Here is an 18938-nt window from a genome sequence, read left to right as displayed (position 1 = left end):
GCATGGCCACCCAACCCCAACCCCACGTCCACGAGGAGGTTCGGCCTACGCTCAGCCTCTCGCCTCAGCCGCTCCCCGAACGCAGTCTCAAAGAGCGTTACTACTCGCTGGAACTGCTCAAGAGTCCCAAGAGCGGGCGCAACGTCGCCAGGGTAATGATTGGACTCGGGATCCTGACCCTCCTCATTCTCTTCCTCCCCTGGCAGCAGAACGTTACTGGCACAGGTCGCCTCACAGCTCTGCGGCCACAGGATCGCCCGCAGGAAGTACCCAGCGTAATTCCTGGCCAAATTATGCAGTGGTATGTGCAGGAGGGCGATACCGTGAAAGCCGGGCAACCGCTGGTGCGCATTGCCGAAGTCAAAGACAAATACTTTGATCCTAAAACCCTGCAACGCATCCAGGAACAAACCGACAGCAAGACTGAAGCTTACAAGGCCAAACGTCAAAAGGCCGAAGCGCTGCAACGGCAGATTGCCACGCTGCAGGAAAGTCTGCGCCTGAAGCTGTCACAAACCCGCAACAAGGTATTGCAGGCCCAGAACAAAGTAGCCATTGACAGCGCCGAGTTGGCCAACGCCCGTGTGGCCATGGAAATAGCCGAGCGCCAGTTTCAGGGCCAGAAAGCCCTGTATGACAAAGGGCTGAAGTCGCTGACCGATCTGGAACAGCGCCGAGGCAAACTACAGGAAGCCACCGCCAAACTCCAATCTGCTGAAAACAAACTTCTGCTTTCCAGAAACGAACTCATCAATGCCCGCATAGAAATCAATGGCGTGCAGGCTGAGTACCAGGAGAAAATCGCAAAAGCCCAAAGTGACCTGAGCGCAACCTTGGCCGACGCATCGGAGACTGAAGCCGAGGTAGCCAAAATGCAGAATGAGGTAGCCAACATTGAAATCCGCAGTGGCTTTTACATTCTGCGGGCACCAATAGATGGCATTGTAGTGCGTGCCCTGAAAGAAGGGATTGGCGAACAGGTTGCGGCCCAGGAGCCTGTTGTCACCGTCACGCCACTGGCACCCCAACGCGCCGTGGAACTGTATGTGACGGCAACTGATGTACCGCTTATCACTCCGGGGCGAAAAGTTCGCCTTGAGTTCGACGGCTGGCCGGTTATCCAGTTCTCTGGCTGGCCTTCCATCTCGGTAGGCACGTTTGGTGGCGAAGTGCAGGTAGTAGATTTCGTCAACAGCGTTGATGGTCGCTATCGCATTCTGGTGGTGCCCGATGAAAGTGATGACCCCTGGCCACCAGCCAACCGCCTGCGCGTAGGCAGCGGCGTGCGCGGCTGGGCTATGCTGGATGAAGTGCCCGTCTGGTTTGAGATCTGGCGCCAGCTCAATGGCTTCCCCCCTTCCCTGTCAGCACCGCCCACCGAAAAGGCCGGAGACAAAGGCAAGGCCAAAGCTGCTAAGGAGGAAGAATGAGCCAGCTCCTGATCCGTCTCCTGTTGCTGATGGCAGTATTGGTTCCGGCCAACGCCCATGCCCAGCTGAAAGACAGTACGCTATTCCCATTGGGAGCCTACTATGCCATGGTAATAGAATATCACCCATTGGCACAGCAGGCGCGCCTATTGCCCGAACAGGCCAAGGCCGAAATTCGCATGGCGCGTGGGGCCTTCGACCCTGTTCTGGCAACTACCTTCCGCGAGAAGACCTTAAAAGACCAGCTCAATTACAGTGATCTCTTCACCTCGCTGAAGATTCCCATCTGGTGGGCAGCTGACTTCAAATTGGGATATGACCGGGCCTTGGGACCCAAAATCAACCCGGAAGACAATACCGACAACGCCGGGCTGTTGTCGGCAGGCATCTCAGTTTCCATCGGCCGTGGCATGCTGCTGGACGAACGCCGTGCAACCCTGCAACAGGCCCGCCTGCTGCGCCAGCTCAATGCCGCCGAACAGACCAAGCTGCTGAACAAACTGTTGCTCACCGCCATCAAAGACTACTATGGTTGGGTAGAGAACTGGCTGAAAATGCGCTTGCAGGAGCAGGCGATTGAGGCTGCCCGCTTCCGTCTGGAAGGTATATCAGCAGGGGTGGTTAACGGGGATGCCGCCGCTATCGACACCGTAGAGGCCCGTATGGAGGTGCAGCGCCGTGAGATTGCGCTGGCCGAAGCGCAGGTAGCCTACGACAACGCTCGCCTGCAGCTCTCCAACCACCTTTGGGACGGAAATGGCAACCCCTTGGAAGTGCCCCCGCAGCTGTTACCGGACACGCTTTCGCTGGCCACCGCTTTTGTGCGGATACCTGCCCTCGACAGTCTCGAGGCCGCAGCCTTTGCCGAACATCCTGAGCTGGTGAAGGTGCGCACCAAACTGCGCCAACTGGAAATAGAACGTCGCCTGCAAAGCCAGAATCTGCTGCCACAGCTGAATCTGGAGTTCAAGCCGCTACTGGTACCCAACGGCACCAATGAGTTCAGTGAGCGCTACATCCAGAACAACTATTCGCTCGGCATTTCTTTCTACATGCCGTTGTTCCTGCGTAAGGAACGCGGCAAGCTGCAAGCTACCAAGCTGAAAGTACGCGATGTGCAATTGGAGCAGCTGTCGTTGGAAAGGGAAATCGTGAACGGAGTAGCCCAGCTCTTCAACCAGACCAATGCATTGCGCCAGCTGACAGCTTCTCAGCAATCCTTCACCGAGAACGCCGCCCGTCTTCGTGCTGGAGAAGTGGAACGGTTTGGCAATGGCGAAAGCTCGCTCTTTCTTGTTAACACCCGAGAGCGTGCTGAAATCGACGCAAGAGTAAAGCTGGTAGAGTTTCAGTCGAAATACGCTCAGACGCGCTTTCAGTTACTATGGAGCGCCGGACTGCCGCTGACGGACGTCCTCCCCTGACGTTTGCTTTCCGCCGGAGCGACAGCCGGTTCTCCATATAGTCTGTTCTGCTCAGGCAGGTACCAGCGCACTGTGTTCTGACACGTCAGGCACTTTACTGAGCGCGCGTACGAAGGCATCGGGCAGCAGGACGACACTGCAATCGGTACGCGGCCCTGTGGCTGCCAGTAGTTCGTCCAATACAGCCCAGCCCGTCACATAGGCTTCCTCGGTGTTGGCATAGGCTTCTTCTATCTGCCGGAAGCTGCTGAAAGCAGGCGGGGCCTGTGTAGGGTATCGCAGGTATACATGCACCAGTGCATGATTGGAAATCTCCAGATGGCTGTGCCGCTTCTGCCGTTGCTGCCACTTCTTGTATTCATACTTGTAGCGGTATGTCAGGGCACTGATGTCGCTGAGCACTGCGCTGCCTGTAGGATAGGCCCCTGCACCCTTCCCGGTAAAGCATTGCGTTTCGGCAAAGGCGCTTTCCACCACCACGGCATTGTACACGCCATCTACCCCATAGAGCCGGTTGTCAGGCTCCACAAAGCTGGGCAGCACCCCTGCCAGAATCTGGTCGCGGTTTCGGCGGCAGAAAGCCAGGAGCTTCAGTTTCCAGCCCTTTTCGCGGGCATAGGCAGCATCGAAACTACTGAGCCGGTCAATGCCGATGTTGGGTAGCTCCGCCGGCCTTACGAACAGGCCGAAGGCATGTGCCAACACAATTGCCAACTTGAACTTTGGGTCAAAACCCCCGACGTCCAGCAGCGGGTCGGTTTCAGCGTAACCCAACTGTTGCGCCTCACGCAAAGCATCCGCATACGATTGCCCTTCGGTCAGCATCCGTGTCAGAATGTAGTTGGTACTGCCATTGAAGATGCCCGAGACTGCCGACAGCAGGTCGTTGTCGTAATACTCTTCCAGGTTTCGCAGGATGGGGATGGCCGCGCATACCGCACCCTCGTACAGTAGAGGGGCACCGGTTTCTTCCTGCAACCGATGAAGCTTTTCAAAATGCTCTGCCACCATCTTCTTGTTGGCTGTAACCACAGCCTTACCCGCTCTGAGCGCCCCACGTACCCACTCATAGGCACTTACGGGATCGTTCGTCAACTCTACCACTACATCCACCTCTGGGTCCAGGATCAGATCCCAGGGGTCATACTGGAAATAGTGTGCGGGCAGAGGGCGCTCTTTCTCGCGGTTCTTCACACAGATGCGGACAATCTCGGCACGCACCCCTTCGGTTTGTTTCAGCACCTCGTACAGTCCTTGGCCCACACAGCCAAAGCCAATGATGCCCAATTTCACAACGTTTGCCATGGCGATCAGACAGCGAGCGAAGTGAAATAATTGGCCTCGGGTACGCGCTCAAAAGCCTGCTCCAGATCGTGTATGAGGTCTTCTGCATATTCGATGCCTACACTCAGGCGGATGAGTCCATCGCTGATGCCAGCGGTGCGGCGCTGTGCTACCGGGATGCTCTTGTGCGTCATCGAGGCTGGATGGCAGGCCAGACTTTTAACGCCGCCCAAGCTCTCGGCCAGCGTAAACAGGCGGGTGCTCTTACAGAACTCCACTGCAGCTGCCTCAGTGTCTTCCACCAGCACAAAACTCACCACGCCTCCAAAGCCACCTTTCTGCTGACGTGTGGCCACCTCATGGTTCACGTGACTTTCCAGGCCAGGATAAAATACCTGCCTTACTTCGGGCCGGCGCTCCAGCCATTGGGCTATCCGCAGGGCGTTATCGCTCTGCCGAGCCACCCGCAGGGGCAGGGTTTCAATACCTCGGATTACAAGCCAGCTGTCCCATGGCCCCAGAATGGTGCCGCTGCTGTTCTGAATGAACTTGATGCGGGCACCGAGTTCCTCGCTGCGTGTAACTACAGCTCCGGCAATCAGATCGGCATGCCCCCCAAGGTATTTGGTGGCACTGTGTATCACAACGTCTGCCCCCAGCAGGATGGGTTGTTGAAGTGCTGGGCTGGCAAACGTGTTGTCTACTACCAACAGCGAGCCGTTGGCATGGGCCACCTCGGCTATGGCTGCTATGTCGGAAATCTTGAGCGTCGGATTCGTCGGCGACTCCAGCCATACCAGCTTGGTGCGGGGCGTCAGTGCTGCCTTCACATTGCCCACCAGTGTAGTGTCAACATAGCGCACCGTCACCCCAAACTTCTGGTACACATGCGTGAAAATGCGGAAGGCGCCACCGTAGACATCGTCAACAGCCAGTATCTCGTCGCCAGCTTCCAGCAGTTTCAGTACGGCATCAATGGCCGCCAGGCCACTGGCAAAGGCAAACCCGGCAGCCCCGTGCTCCAGTTTGGCCAACAGGTTTTCCAGCACTGCCCGGGTGGGATTGTTGGTGCGGCTGTAGTCATAGCCCTTGTGAACGCCAGGGGCTTCCTGAGCAAACGTGCTTGTCTGGTAGATTGGCGTGGTAACGGCGCCAGTCAGTGGATCGGGCTGCAAAGCGTGCAGCCATTCGGTTGTATGATGCATGGGGTGTGGTGCAAAAAGGGGTGATGTAACACATCGCCTTTGCACTGATTATCCTCAAAAACAACCGAAATGGAAGTGTACGGCAGGCCAAAGCTGGCTGGCCTGAAACGAAAAAATCTCGTTCCGGGACAGCCGGAAGAGATTTGCGAGCGGAAGCACGACGCCGTATCGTGCAGCAGGTAAACTCTTCTGGCTTATCTGTCCCCTCGTGGGGCAGGAATTAGCACCGTTCCGCTGGATTCTCCGCTTAAGAATCCCCCGGGGGTTGCTAAGACGTCATAGGGCCTTTCCCTCAGTCTTTCTGGATAAGCAGTGTAAAAGAACGACGGGACAAAGCTACCGGCACATTTTCCAGACTGTCAAGAACAATTTTATAATAAAGTGATTTTCAAAGCATAAAAAATAGAATCAATGCCAGTCCGCATATAAAACTGCTGTCGATACACCTTCAAGCCGTAGGTTGAGGCATGGCTCTTTCGTCTGCGCCCTCCGCTTCCAAACCCCTATACCGCAACCTCACCTTCCAGGTGCTCACGGCCATCTCATTAGGCGTACTGGTAGGCGTCATGGCCCCTGAGGTTGCCGTACAACTGGAGGTGCTGGGCAAGCTCTTCATTCGGCTCATCAAGATGGTTATTGCCCCAGTAATATTCCTCACCATCGTGCTGGGAATTGGTGCAGTTGGCGATTTGAAACAGGTAGGACGTATCGGCGGCAAGGCGCTTTTGTACTTCGAGCTGGTGACTACCGCAGCACTGGCCATTGGTATTGCTGTTGCCCTGCTGGTACAGCCTGGAGCTGGCGTAACCGTACCTGCCGATCTGGCGGCCACTGCCGCCAGATCCATACCGGGCATTCAGGAAGACCATCCTTCTGGCTGGGGCGAAACCCTTCTGGCATTGGTGCCAGAGAATGTACTGGGGGCATTTGCGGAAGGCAACATCCTACAGGTGCTGTTGTTCTCCATCCTGTTCGCTGTCGGTCTTACCCACCTGCCAACGCACCTGAAAACCCCTTTCCTCAGCACGCTGGAGCAGTGGAATGCGGCGTTCTTTAAACTCCTAGAGGTCATCATGAAGGTGGCCCCGATTGGCGCCTTTGGAGGGATGGCGTACACGATCGGGAAGTTTGGCGTAGGGTCACTGCTGCCACTTATGAAGTTGATGATCTGCGTGTACCTTACGATGGCGCTGTTTGTTTTTGTGGTGCTGGGCCTCATAGCCTGGCGGTATGGCTTCCGTATCTGGGATATTCTGCGGCTTATTCGGGCAGAGATTCTGCTGGTACTGGGCACGTCGTCGAGCGAATCGGCCCTGCCACGGCTGATTGAGAAACTGGAGAAAGCAGGCTGTGGCCGAAAAGTGGTGGGCCTCGTAATCCCTACAGGCTATTCCTTCAATTTGGACGGCACCTCCATCTACCTAAGCATGGCCTGTATTTTCCTTGCACAAGTGTATGGTATCGAACTCCCCTTTTGGCAGCTGATGAGTCTGTTGGGGCTGCTGATGCTTACCAGCAAAGGGGCTGCGGGCATCACGGGCAGCGGGTTTATCGTCCTTACCACCACACTTGCCGCACATGGAACCATCCCTGTAGAGGGGGTTGCTCTCCTTTTGGGAATCGATCGCTTCATGTCTGAAGCCCGCGCTATTACCAATCTCGTCGGCAATACCGTAGCCACTTTGGTCATAGCCCGCAGCGAAGGCGATTTTGTCGTTTCTGAATTTCAAGAAGAGTTGGCTAATCCAACACTCCAATAACGAATAATGGATCTGTTAAAAAGCTTACGTATAAATTTCGAACCAAATGGTGAACGATTAAAAAAAATGCCATTCCGAACTTAAGGGCTGTGTCTATTCTACACTACGGCACATTCTGTACTGACGTGTTTGTGTGTCACCCTAATGTGGTAAAATCGTCGCTATTGATAGGTAAATCCCCCGCATTGGTCACCTTAATTGTCCAATCGACTATACTTTTACACATCGGGAAAAATCGGATTTGTATTATGCGTCTGGTCAGTCTAGTTCTTAAGCCCAATCAGTCAGGCTTCCCTAAGGGAATCTCGCACCTCAAGCTGGCAGGCCTCCTGACATTGCTTCTTGTGCTGGTTGGGATCACCCAAAGCCACGCCCAGGCGCCCACAATTACGGCGGTGAATCCTAACTACGGCGCCATTGGCTCGGTAGTTACCATACGAGGCACCAACCTATCGAATATTACAGCGGCTACCATCGGATCGGTAGCCGTTCCTGTTGTATACAATGACGCCAATCAGGTCAGGCTTTACATTCTATCCAACACTGTCTCGGGTCGTATCAGCCTTTCTACCTCTGGAGGAACAGTACAGTCGGTTACCAACTTCGATATCCTCCCCTCCGATTTCCCGCGAGACCTCGTTTATGACCGCTCTGCTTTTTTTGGCACCAACGGAGAAGCAGGCCGGGCTGTAGATGTGTCGGCAAGTGCCCGTTACATGATCATTGGCGCACCAGCGGAAAATTCAGCGACAGGCGCCGCATGGGTAGTCAAGCGAGGCAACTGCGGCTGGACAGTAGACAGCACAGTAGCATTGGCTTCTCTGGTTAGTGGGGGGCTGCTGACCTCAGGCAGTCGATTTGGCTCCAAGGTTGCCATTTCAGCTGATGGTCGAACCGCTGCTGTAAGTGCCCCAGGTGAAAATTCTGGTTCGGGTGCTGTTTATATCTTTCGACGCCAGATTGACCTTAACATCTGGAGCTATGAAACGCGGCTGGCGCTCACAGGCTCTCCGGCCGTCCAACTTGGCGCATCGCTCTCGTTTACGGCAGATGGCAATACTTTGGCAGTAGGAGCTCCGGCTGAAAACACTAATACCGGATCTGTTTACATCTACCGTTTCAGCAGTGGAACATGGGCTGCGCCCGTACAAATCACACCACCGGCTACCGGTGCTGGTGCTGCATTGGGTCGCCCTTTGTTTGGCGCTGCTGTTGCATTTGCAGCGGATGGCAGCACACTGGCAGTAGGTGGCCCCGAAGATGAAATCGTGGGGGCAATCACCATTGGAGCTGTGTGGATTTACACCAACAATTCCGGCACATTCGTTTACCAAAACAAAATCAAACCCACCGACTACATCGGAGGGCTTGTTTCTCCCCGCATTGGTGCTTCTGTATCGCTCAGTGCCCGTGGCAACGTCCTTATTTTAGGCGCACCTGGCAATGATGCCGGCACTGGCGCTGGCTGGGTTTACACCCGCACCAGTGGTGTATGGTCGGCCTCCGGAACCAAACTGGAGCCGACAAGTGCCAAAGCCAGCGTTGGTATCAGCGTAGACCTTAGCGCCGACGGCAGCACCCTGATTATCGGAGGTGACGCCGACGATGTGAGCCGTGGTTCTGTTTGGCTCTACACGCGTTCCGGAGGCTCTATCTCAGCCCCTACCAAGCTATTTGGCAGTAACAGCTCAGTGTCTGCACGCCAGGGCTTTGCTGCAGCCATTGCAACGGATGGCAGTCTGATTGTCTCTGCTGGCTACGGCGACAATGGAAATAGAGGTGCAGTCTGGAGCTTTGGAGCGCTGCCTACTTTCTCCGATTTCAGTCCGAAAACCGGCGGCGCCAACCAGACCATCACGTTATCCGGCATCTCGCTCACCAACACACAGTCAATCACCGTGGGCGGCGTCAACGCCAGCTTCAACGTACTCAACAACAATGCGGTGGCAGTGACGCTCCCTTCCGGAGTCCCACTTGGATCGACAAACGTGGTGTTGAACACCTTTTGCAATGGCAGCTTTTCGCTTGCAGGATTTCAATTTATTCCGCCTGCCGAGATTACTGGGTTCAGCCCCGACTCAGTGGGCCAGGACCAGTCGGTAACCATCACTGGCAATAACCTACAGAACACCACCGTAGTGCGTTTTGGCACGGTTACAGGCACCATTACCAGTCAAAATGCCACTACAATTACAGCAACTGTAGGCTCTGGTGAAACTGGCAACATCTCTGTTACATCCGCTGGCACGCAATACACCTACCTTGCCAAAACCTTCCGCTTTATTCCCGCTCCCCAGGTAATCAGTGCTACACCAAACTCTGCATTTGCATTGCAGACGATTACAATTAACGGCACCAATTTCAGGCCTGGTAACACAACCATCACATTCGGGGGTGTCACTGCCACTATTGTGTCGGCAACTGGTAACTCTTTACAGGTCACAGTGCCCCCAAACGCAGGGCGCGACATCACTGTGACCACCCCTGGTGGCTCCAATACACTGACCAACGCGTTTACACTTACCTACCCGGCTCCCCAGATTAATTCTTTCTCGCCAGCAACGGCGGGCACTGATTCTGTAGTGGTTATCAGGGGTCGTCAGCTGAACGAAACTGCTCCTTCCGTTACCATTAACGGAGTAAGTGTAACCAATTTCATCCGCGTTACTTCCGATTCCATAGTAGTTACCGTTCCTGCCGGAATCAGTACGCCTACTGGCGCTATTTGCGTGACCACACTGGGTGGCACTACCTGCCGAAACACTTTTACCTACGTACCGGCACCCACCATATCTGCAATTTCGCCCACTTCGGCTGGGGAAGCAGCAACCGTTGTCATCACTGGCACGAACTTCACAGCGAACTCACGAGTAAGCTTTGGAGGCACACCTGCACGTCGGGTCACTTTCAACAGTTCCACTCAGCTTACTGTAGTGCTGGGCGCCGGGGCTGCAGGGGCTGTTACAGTCAATACTACGGGTGGACAGGCCGTCTTTAACGGTTTCACATTCCTGAACCTGCCGCCAACCATTCTATCAGTAACCCCAGCTACTGCTGTTGCACTACAGCCCGTACAGATTCGTGGCACCAACCTTGGCTCTGTCACCAGTGTACAGTTTGGCTCCAAGTCGGCATTCTCTTTCCGGATTGTCAATGACACCCTGATCATTGCAAAGCCTGACTCAGCTTCAGGCAATCAGGTCTGTGTAACCAATCGGCTGAGCGCTACTACCTGCTTCAATACATTTACCTTCAACTCCACCAGACCTTCTATCAATTCAGTATCTACTGTCACCATCGGCTTGGGGAGCCCTGTACTCATCCGGGGAGTAAATCTTGGTATTGTTGATTCCGTAAAGTTTGGGGGTGTTGTCTGCCAATTGCCGATTCAACGTATCTCTAACGATTCGTTACGTGTGATCGTTGGGAATGGTGCTACCGGCAGAGCACGTCTCTACTTCCGCTTCAATGGGATAAAAGATTCTTCGAGTCTTACGGTAGCAACACTCACGTATTATGACGTGCCGGAAATCACTTCCGTAACGCCCGATTCTGCTGGCGAGGATGATCCCATTACAATCAGAGGCCTTAAGTTCTTTGGAACACCAGCCAACGTTTCTGCGACAATTGGAGGGGTTAATGCGACTGTGCTCGCCTTTACTGCTTCAACTGTTGCGGCACCAACTGGAACGCTTCTGATTCGCGCCACTATCGGACAGGATGGCCCACTCATCATCAACCTGCTGAACGGAAGTGACACCATCCCCAACTACAACTATTTTTACAAAGCCCCAGCAATCGGATCTATATCCGCTACTTCTGGCCGCCCTGGCACTGAGATTACTGTTAACGGAACACGCTTTCTGGGAAATGTTCGCGTGAGAGTTGGCGGTATCGCCCTGACCCCTTCACAGTTTACGGTTGTAAACTCGAGAATCATACGATTTACCGTTCCGGCTACTACAAACCCCGATTCTCTCTTCATACGTGTTACAACTCCAGGGGGGACGGTCACCAGGCCATTCACCTGGCTTTATCCTTCCCCAGAAATCAACAGTTTCAGCCCAGCCCGTGGTCCGACTGGTACGGTAGTTCGTATTAATGGACGAGTATTTGAAGCAGGTCGTGTTACTACCGTACGGATTGGAGCCTCTAACGCCGCCTCCTTCACAGTTGTCGACAGCTTTACCATTGCAGCAGTTGTTGGTGCTGGCAGTACTGGGCCAATACAGGTTACCACCTCGGGGGGGACTTTCTCCTTCGGAAGTTTCGAATACCTGCCGCCGCCAGTTATTTCGTCTCTTTCCACCACTAATGTTTGGCCGGGCTCTACTATCACCATCAATGGCACCAATTTCAACGAAATCATCAGTGTTAGTCTGAATGGTGCCCAAGCTGAGATTGTGTCTTCCTCTGCCACCAGCATACAGATACGAGTCGGCACCAACCACCAATCCTCTGGCAAGGTCATAGTTGCCACGTCAGGTGGTATCGCTCCCAGCAGCGAAGACGTAACATTTGGTTTCCGGAAGCCTTCACTTCTAACTGCCAGCAGCCTTGTCGGCGCAACTGGTGAGACACTGACCTTCGCAGGCGCAGACTTCTACTCGGTCTCAGGTTTCACAATTGGGGGCAGCCTGCCAGCCAGCTACACAGTAGACAGTCCTACGCAAATCACTGCAACACTTGCAAACGGTGCTTCTGGCGATATCATCGTCACGACTCCTGGCGGTACGGATACCATTCCAGACTTTGTCTTCGTACGTCCTCCGGTAATTTCTTCAGTGACGCCACTCTCTGGCGGTATCGGCACAACGCTCACCATTCGTGGTACCAATTTCGATTCAGTACGTACCGTAATGATCGGTACGGTGGTTGATACACCTTCCATCACGGGTTTTGGCACCTCTATGTTCATTACCATATCGAACCGATATACTACCGGTGGGATAATTAAGGTATTGAGCCGAGGTGGTGATGTTACTTACCCGACACCTTTCACACTCATACCTCAGCCCATTATCTCCAGCTTCTCCCCAGCCGAGGGTGAAAAAGGAACGACTATTACCGTCAATGGGCAGAACTTCAATGATTCCATCAAAGTGTATCTGGGTTTGGTACCCGTGACCAACCTGCGTTATATATCTCCGACCAGTATCAGCTTTCAAGTACCGCAGAATGCTTCCGTTGGTTTTAACCCGATACAAATTGATGCAGGTATCTCGGCATTCACCAACAGCGCCGATCGTTTCCGGGTGATCGGCGAAACACCCCGCAGTCAGCTTGAGATCGAAGATCTCTTCTCTATCTCGCCAAACCCCACGACAGGTCTCATTGTGCTCAAGGGAAAGCCGGTCCCCAGCTCCAACAGCATCCTGATTGAGGTGATGTCGGTAAATGGCGCGGTGGTGTACACTCAATCTCTACCGCCCTTCAATGGCGACCTCGAGATTCCGATAGACCTGACCGCAGTGCCCCCCGGCTATTATGTTCTTTATCTGACCATTGGACGCCAACAGCACGGCTGGGGTTTCCTGAAGTATTGATAGCGCCTTTCCACCGCCCAGCCCTTACTACTACTACTCTCCTCTCTTCTTCCTCTGTGCAACGTCTATCGCTACTACTGTTACTGTTCTGTTGCTCGGCATCAGCAATAGCACAGGTGATTCCTGACGCCCGACGACGCAGAATCCCCACCGATCCTGCTGCGAACACCCGCACCTCCGATACGGTGGATACTGGCCGGGCATCTATGGGAGAAATCTTCCCTAACTATATGGTTATCGGGAAGATTGTTGACGCTGCTACCGGAGAGCCTCTACCCGGAGCCACCCTCCGGCTGAAAGACAACTTCAACAGTGGGGGAGCCCTTGCTGATTACAACGGGACTTTCATTCTACGCCTGCCCACAACCGGCTTCCAGTCGGTCATTGTCAGCTACATTGGCTATAACAACCGCATTCTCACCGTAAAGCCCGGCCTGGATACCGTACGCATTGCCCTTACCGAGGGCAATCTGTCGGCTGAGGAAATTGTGATTTCGGCGTCCCGTATGCCACAACAGGTCAAAGAGACCTCAGTTTCCATCTCCAAACTCTCGCTGTCCCAGTTACAGAGTTCATCCTCACTCAACTTCTATGAGGCTCTCAACATCAGTAAGGAGCTGGAAGGCGTGAGCGTTGGCATTGGATACAAAGTGTATAACGCCCGGGGGTTTCTCGCGGTAATCAACAACCGCTTCTCTCAGCGGTTTGATGGCATTGAGTCTACCATCCCGGGTAACAATGCGAGCGTGGGCAACCTTCTGGGCCCCCCAGATCTTGACATTGAAAATGCCGAAATTCTGGTGGGCTCTGCCTCCGTACTGTACGGGTCCAATGCCATCAACGGTCTTCTGAATCTTCGCACCCGCTCCCCATTTGATTATACCGGGCTCAGTTATTCTGTTCGCACCGGCGTGTCGCATGTTGGCCGGGCCGATCAGGCTGCCGCACCACTCTTTGAGGCCGCCGTCCGTTATGCTCGCAAAGTCAGCGACAAATGGGCGTACAAGATTGTCCTCAGTGGTTTCCGTGCCGACGACTGGATTGGCACCAACACTACCGACGGCGCCAACTACTCTGGCACCACCAACGACCTTCAATATCGCCCAGGACCCGGCAACCCTGGATATGATGGCACGAACCTCTATGGCGATGCGCTGTCCTACACTTTTTCGTTCCTCAACTTCCTGAACTTTCCAGGGAAGCGCCCTATTGAAGACCCCAACGTGGTGCTGCGTGTAGCCCGCAGCGGTTACACCGAACAGGCCATCACCGACAACCAGTTTTCGAATTACAAGTTTGGCGCATCGCTCCACCATCGATTTGGGAACAACGAACTCATCATGTCGACTAACGTGGCATTCATCAATGCCATGACCCCGCTGATTCAACGCAACCAGCTGAACGACTACCTCTTTCACCAGCACCGGCTGGAGCTCACCGGCCCGCGATTCTTCCTTCGTGGCTATGGCAGCTTTCAGCGAAACTCGCGCATGGTAGACCTTGTGGCTACGGGCAATGCCATCAACCGCGCATACAAAAGCGATATCAACTGGTTCATCCAGTATCTCTCCGTATTCTATTCATCGCTGAATGGCGACATCAATGCCATTCGTCAGCAGAATGGCCTCCCACCTATTCCAACTGGCAGCGATGCAGCTGCGCGCGCTTTCGCCGAAAGCGACAACAGCTACATCTTCAATGCGCTGCAATCAGCGGGCAACCCTCTGGCTACCTATTTCGTCGGTGGCAACCGGCTCCTGCCAGGTTCGGCTGAGTTCTCACAGGCGCTGGCCACCGCACGGAGCACCAACTCAAACTCTGGCTCTGGCGGCAAGGTAGAAGACTACACGGGCCAGATGCAGCTGGAAGGCCAGTACGACCTGTCCAAGTCCATCAAATGGATGACAGCGCAGGTGGGCGGCAGTATGCGCTCATTTCTGGTAAACTCGAATGGCTCGTTCTACATAGACCAGCCTGGACAAAGCCTGTACGCCTATGACTACGGCGCGTATGTAAACCTGAGCAAGAAACTGGCAGATGACCGCTTCAATATTCAGGTTTCGGGCCGCATGGATGGCGCCCGCTACATCGGCCCTGTTTTCAGCCCCCGCATTGCACTTACCTTCGCTGCCGACGATGCCCGTAAGGGTTTCATTCGGGCGTCTTTCCAGCGCACCAAGCGCCTACCCAACCTGGTTCAGCAGTTTCAGGATCTTAACCTGGGCATCTATCGCCAAACCAATACGCTACCCGAGACCTACAACCGCTATGGTCTGCAGAACAACAACTTCACGCTCACTTCAGTAAAAGCGTTTACAAACACCTTTCAGGAGGGCGATCAGAACCCCAGTCTGCTTCAGACCTTCGTGTTCCAACCTTTACGTTCAGAGACCATTACCTCTTGGGAGCTGGGCTTCCGCACCACCATGCGGCCTGGTAATACATATCTGGATATCGCCCTCTTTTACAATGATTACCAGGACTTTATTGGCTTGATTCCACTGGTGGGGCCGCGCTATACTCCAGGACAGACACCCCTACAGCTTTCGCCAACCGACGTACTGGACATCACCCGTGTAGAGAACTACCAGGTATGGGCCAACATTCCCGACAACTACGTAAGCTTTGGCTACTCTCTGGGTTTGCAGTTGGACATCTCAGATGTGTGGATGGCAAATGGCAACATGTCGTTCATTCGCTTCGAGCAGCTGGGGCGCCCTTCCAATATCGGGCTGGTGGATGCCTACAACACGCCACGCTACAAAGCCAACCTGGGCATTACGGGTCGTCACTTCTGGAAGAAAGCCAGTGTGGGACTCACTTATCGCTGGGTTGATTCTTTTGAATATGTCGTCCCCAACTTCACTGGCTTTGTACCTGCTTACAATCTGGTTGATGCGTCTGTCAGCTACGACTTCCAACGATCGGGCTTCCAACTGAAACTTGGCGGCAGCAACATTCTTAACCACCGCCATGTGGAAGTAACGTTCGGCCCGAATGTGGGGGCTGTCTATTACCTCCAGCTCACGTTTGATCCACTGATTTTCAAACGCTAAGCGTCAACTGTTCCTTCGTCTTTTCCTTCCTCTGCCTACTTTCTTCAGCCTCGATGAAACACCGTTTACTCATTTTGTTGCTCCTGCTGGTGCAGCAGGCAGTAATGGCCCAATCTGCTGGCGGCAATTACTTCCTGCGCAACTACGAAGGCACCGACTATCGAGCTAATCCTCTGATATGGGCGATGGTACAAGACCCCAGCGGATTGCTGTTTCTGGCTAACAATGACGGTGTGCTTACCTTCGACGGCGTAAGGTGGAGACTCATTGAAACCCCAATGGCCGTAAGGGCTATTGCCCGGACACCCGAAGGCCAACTGCTGGTAGGCGGTGAAGGCGACCTGGGGCTGCTGCAACTGCAGCCCAATGGCAGCCTGAAGTATCAATCCATCAGCCAATATCTGCCTAAGGGTCAGGAGGTTTTTACAGAGGTTCTGCGCATTCTTCCAGTGAAAGGTGGAGCGTTTTTCCTCACCGACAATGGCGGCTACTGGATGGACGGCACCGACCCCCTGCTACCCAAGCTGAGCCCGTTGAAACTGGGAGGTATGGCGATGGCGGGCGTATCAATGGAAGGCAAGGCCTATGCCGTTATCGGTGGAAAAGGACTTTGTGAGCTTACCGCCGCTGGCAGCCAGGTGATTGCCGGCGGAGGCACCTTTGCCCAAACAGCAGTGGTGTGCATGGCGGCCAACCCTGCCAGCGGATTCGTGCTCATTTCAGACAAAGAGGAGGTCTGGTCGTTACGCAATGGCCAAGCACAGCAGATAGCCCCGGAACTGACCACTCGCTTGAAGCAATCGCAGAGCTATGAAATCGCTTTTGCCAGCGACCGAACCCTGGCAATCGGCACTCTCAATGGCGGTGTAATATTGGCTGGAATGGACGGCAGTGTATTGGGCCAGCTCAATAAAACTACAGGTCTGCCCGACAACAATCTGTATTCGCTGTTTGTCGACAAGGAAGGCAGTCTCTGGATTGGGCATGCCCGTGGTCTTTCACAGGCGCTCGTTCAGGTTCCTGTTCGGCTGATGATACCCGGTGGGGCCAGCAGCAGAATCACACAGGTAGTACATGCCAACGGTAAAACCTACGCTACTACCATTCAGGGCGTCCTGGCTGGCAATGAAACGCTCTCGCCGGTTTCTGGCATCAGTACGGAAACCTGGGATGCCCTGCCACTAGCCGATGGGTCGGTGTTGGTGGCCTCCAACGAAGGGGTGTATCAGATCAGCGGCACCGCTGCCAAACGTGTATCTGACCAGCCGCTTTGCTACCGTCTGATGCAGTCGGCCGTAAACCCTGCTATCGTATGGGTCGGCCATTCCAAAGGCATACTGAAACTTGAGCGCCAAGGCACTACCTGGAAAAGCGAACCCGCTGGGGCCGAAACCCCCTCTGAAGTGATTGCCCTGGCCGAAGATCCCTCAGGAGAAGTCGTATATGGCACCAAAAGCCATGGCGCATTCCTGTTGCGCGACACCCCAGTACGTATTCAGGGCCTGCCCGAAAAAGGCACGGTCCAGATTCTGGGTGCACAGGGCCATATCGTTGCCCGCACCAAACAAGGGTATTATCATATTGAAGACGACAAGGCCTCGTTGGACCCCGAGCTGACGCGCAATGCTGGTAATAACAGCTTTCTGCTGGCCATGCAGGGAAATCGTCTCTGTATCGGCACCGAACAAGGCATAAAACTCTTCACCCGCACGGGCAGCCGCTTCGCAGCAGATACCGTTCGGCTGACTTCACTGATCAGCCAGCCCGTCAATGCTGCCTCGCTCGCAAATGGCCGTGTTTACCTTGCCACCTTCAGTCAGGTATTCGCTTTTGGCGCCGAAGCGATTACACTGCAACCTCCGGCACCTGCGCTTTTCCGTGCTGTAGCAGTGCCCAATCAGGATTCCCTCATGTACGGCGGTTGGCAGTCGGGCACGCAGGATGGCTTGTATCTGCTCACTGGCGAAGTAGATAACGTGCGCATGCCCGATGGCCTCCGAAACCTGGAAGTGCTATTTGGGGCCCCCAGTTTCTTCAATGCAGAAGGTACGCAATACCGCACTCGGCTTGATGGCAGCGACTGGTCAGCTTGGGGAAATGTTGCAGCTGCTTCGTTTTCCTCGCTCCCGGCAGGCAGTTACACCCTGGAGGTACAGGCCCGCGACGCCTTTGGTCGCCTGTCGGCTGTCAGTGCGCTCAGCTTCAGCCTGCCTGCGCCCTGGTACCAGTCTACCTTTGCCTACATTCTGTATGCAGGCGTAGCCCTGATGGTCGCCTTCCTGTTTGCCAAACTCTATGCACGCCGCGTGGAAGTGGAGAAGCACAAGCTGGAACTCATTGTGCATGAGCGCACCAGCGAAGTTATTCAACAGAAAAAACAGATAGAGGAACAGGTTGAAGCTCTGCACCAGAAGAATGAAGCCCTGGATACCGCTCTCAACGAACTGAAAGACACACAGGAGCAGTTGCTGCAAAGTGAGAAAATGGCTGCACTGGGCCAGCTGGTGGCAGGCATGGCACACGAAATCAACACACCCGTAGGCATTGGCGTGACGGCAGCCTCGCACCTTGACATGAAGACCAAGGAGCTGAAGCAATTGATCACCTCAGGGCAAATGAAACGCTCTGACTTCGACAAATACGTTGAAACTGCCTCGGAAAGCAGCCAGATCATTCTAAAGAACCTTGACCGCGCCGCCGAACTCATCCAGAGCTTTAAAAAGGTAGCGGTAGATCAGGGGATACAGGACCTCCGTGAGTTTGATCTGCGGGAATACCTGTCTGAAACGCTCATGAGCATCAGTCCCCGCATCAAAAAGACGGCTATCGAAGTCTTCCTGCACGGCCCCAGCGGCATTATGATGTTTACCCAGCCCAGCGCCCTGTCACAGATTTCCATCAACATGGTGGTAAATGCGCTGGTGCATGCGTTTGGCCCTGAGGATACGGGCCGCATTGACATCACCTTTGCTGAACTTCCCGAAGGAAAAGTAGAAATCCGTTTTGCGGATAATGGAAAGGGCATTCCGCAGGAGAACCTGGCAAAGGTATTCGACCCCTTCTTCACTACAAACCGTGGTGGGGGCGGCAGCGGGCTGGGCCTACACATTGCGTTCAACCAGGCTACTGGCAACCTCAAGGGTATGCTTCGGGTAGATAGTACCCCTGGTGTAGGTACTACGTTCGTACTCACGATACCTAAAATCCTTTCCTGAGTCAGCTTTTATAGCCAA

At 54.3% G+C, this 18938-nt stretch carries 8 protein-coding genes and 1 riboswitch; of the genes, 6 read left to right on the top strand and 2 right to left on the bottom strand.

Features of this window, described 5'->3' with window-relative positions:
- Positions 1–2: 2 nt before the first annotated feature.
- Complete coding sequence (locus AC2D8O_RS05655) at positions 3–1430, top strand: HlyD family secretion protein (RefSeq protein WP_484677822.1); 1428 nt, start codon at positions 3–5, stop codon at positions 1428–1430.
- On the top strand, positions 1427–2854 hold the full coding sequence (locus tag AC2D8O_RS05650; RefSeq protein WP_484677821.1) for a TolC family protein: 1428 nt from the start codon (positions 1427–1429) through the stop codon (positions 2852–2854). Before AC2D8O_RS05655 ends, AC2D8O_RS05650 begins: the two co-directional genes overlap by 4 nt.
- A 51-nt stretch (positions 2855–2905) precedes the next feature.
- Here AC2D8O_RS05650 and AC2D8O_RS05645 read toward each other — a convergent pair whose 3' ends face one another.
- Complete coding sequence (locus AC2D8O_RS05645) at positions 2906–4159, bottom strand: homoserine dehydrogenase (protein ID WP_484677820.1); 1254 nt, start codon at positions 4157–4159, stop codon at positions 2906–2908.
- Between the two features lie 5 nt (positions 4160–4164).
- Positions 4165–5343 (bottom strand): trans-sulfuration enzyme family protein, encoded by a 1179-nt coding sequence (locus AC2D8O_RS05640; protein WP_484677819.1) that lies wholly within the window; start codon positions 5341–5343, stop codon positions 4165–4167.
- Between the two features lie 191 nt (positions 5344–5534).
- Positions 5535–5655, bottom strand: a riboswitch (SAM riboswitch).
- Between the two features lie 155 nt (positions 5656–5810).
- On the opposite strand from AC2D8O_RS05640, the gene dctA reads away from it, so the two are divergent.
- The 4 genes from dctA (at position 5811) to AC2D8O_RS05620 (ending at position 18920) form a co-directional block, all read left to right on the top strand.
- Positions 5811–7103 (top strand): C4-dicarboxylate transporter DctA, encoded by a 1293-nt coding sequence (gene dctA, locus AC2D8O_RS05635; protein ID WP_484677818.1) that lies wholly within the window; start codon positions 5811–5813, stop codon positions 7101–7103.
- A gap of 248 nt (positions 7104–7351) precedes the next feature.
- The gene (locus tag AC2D8O_RS05630) at positions 7352–12649 is read left to right on the top strand and encodes an IPT/TIG domain-containing protein (RefSeq protein ID WP_484677817.1); all 5298 of its coding nucleotides are present in this window, start codon (positions 7352–7354) and stop codon (positions 12647–12649) included.
- Between the two features lie 230 nt (positions 12650–12879).
- Complete coding sequence (locus tag AC2D8O_RS05625) at positions 12880–15705, top strand: TonB-dependent receptor domain-containing protein (protein WP_484677816.1); 2826 nt, start codon at positions 12880–12882, stop codon at positions 15703–15705.
- 53 nt (positions 15706–15758) lie between these two features.
- Entirely contained in the window at positions 15759–18920 is a 3162-nt protein-coding gene (locus AC2D8O_RS05620; protein WP_484677815.1) for an ATP-binding protein, read from the top strand.
- Positions 18921–18938 lie beyond the last annotated feature (18 nt).

The sequence above is a fragment of the Pontibacter sp. T17 genome (genome assembly GCF_057219875.1).
Note: the sequence above shows the minus strand (reverse complement) of the source record. Positions and strands in the feature narration are given on the sequence as shown.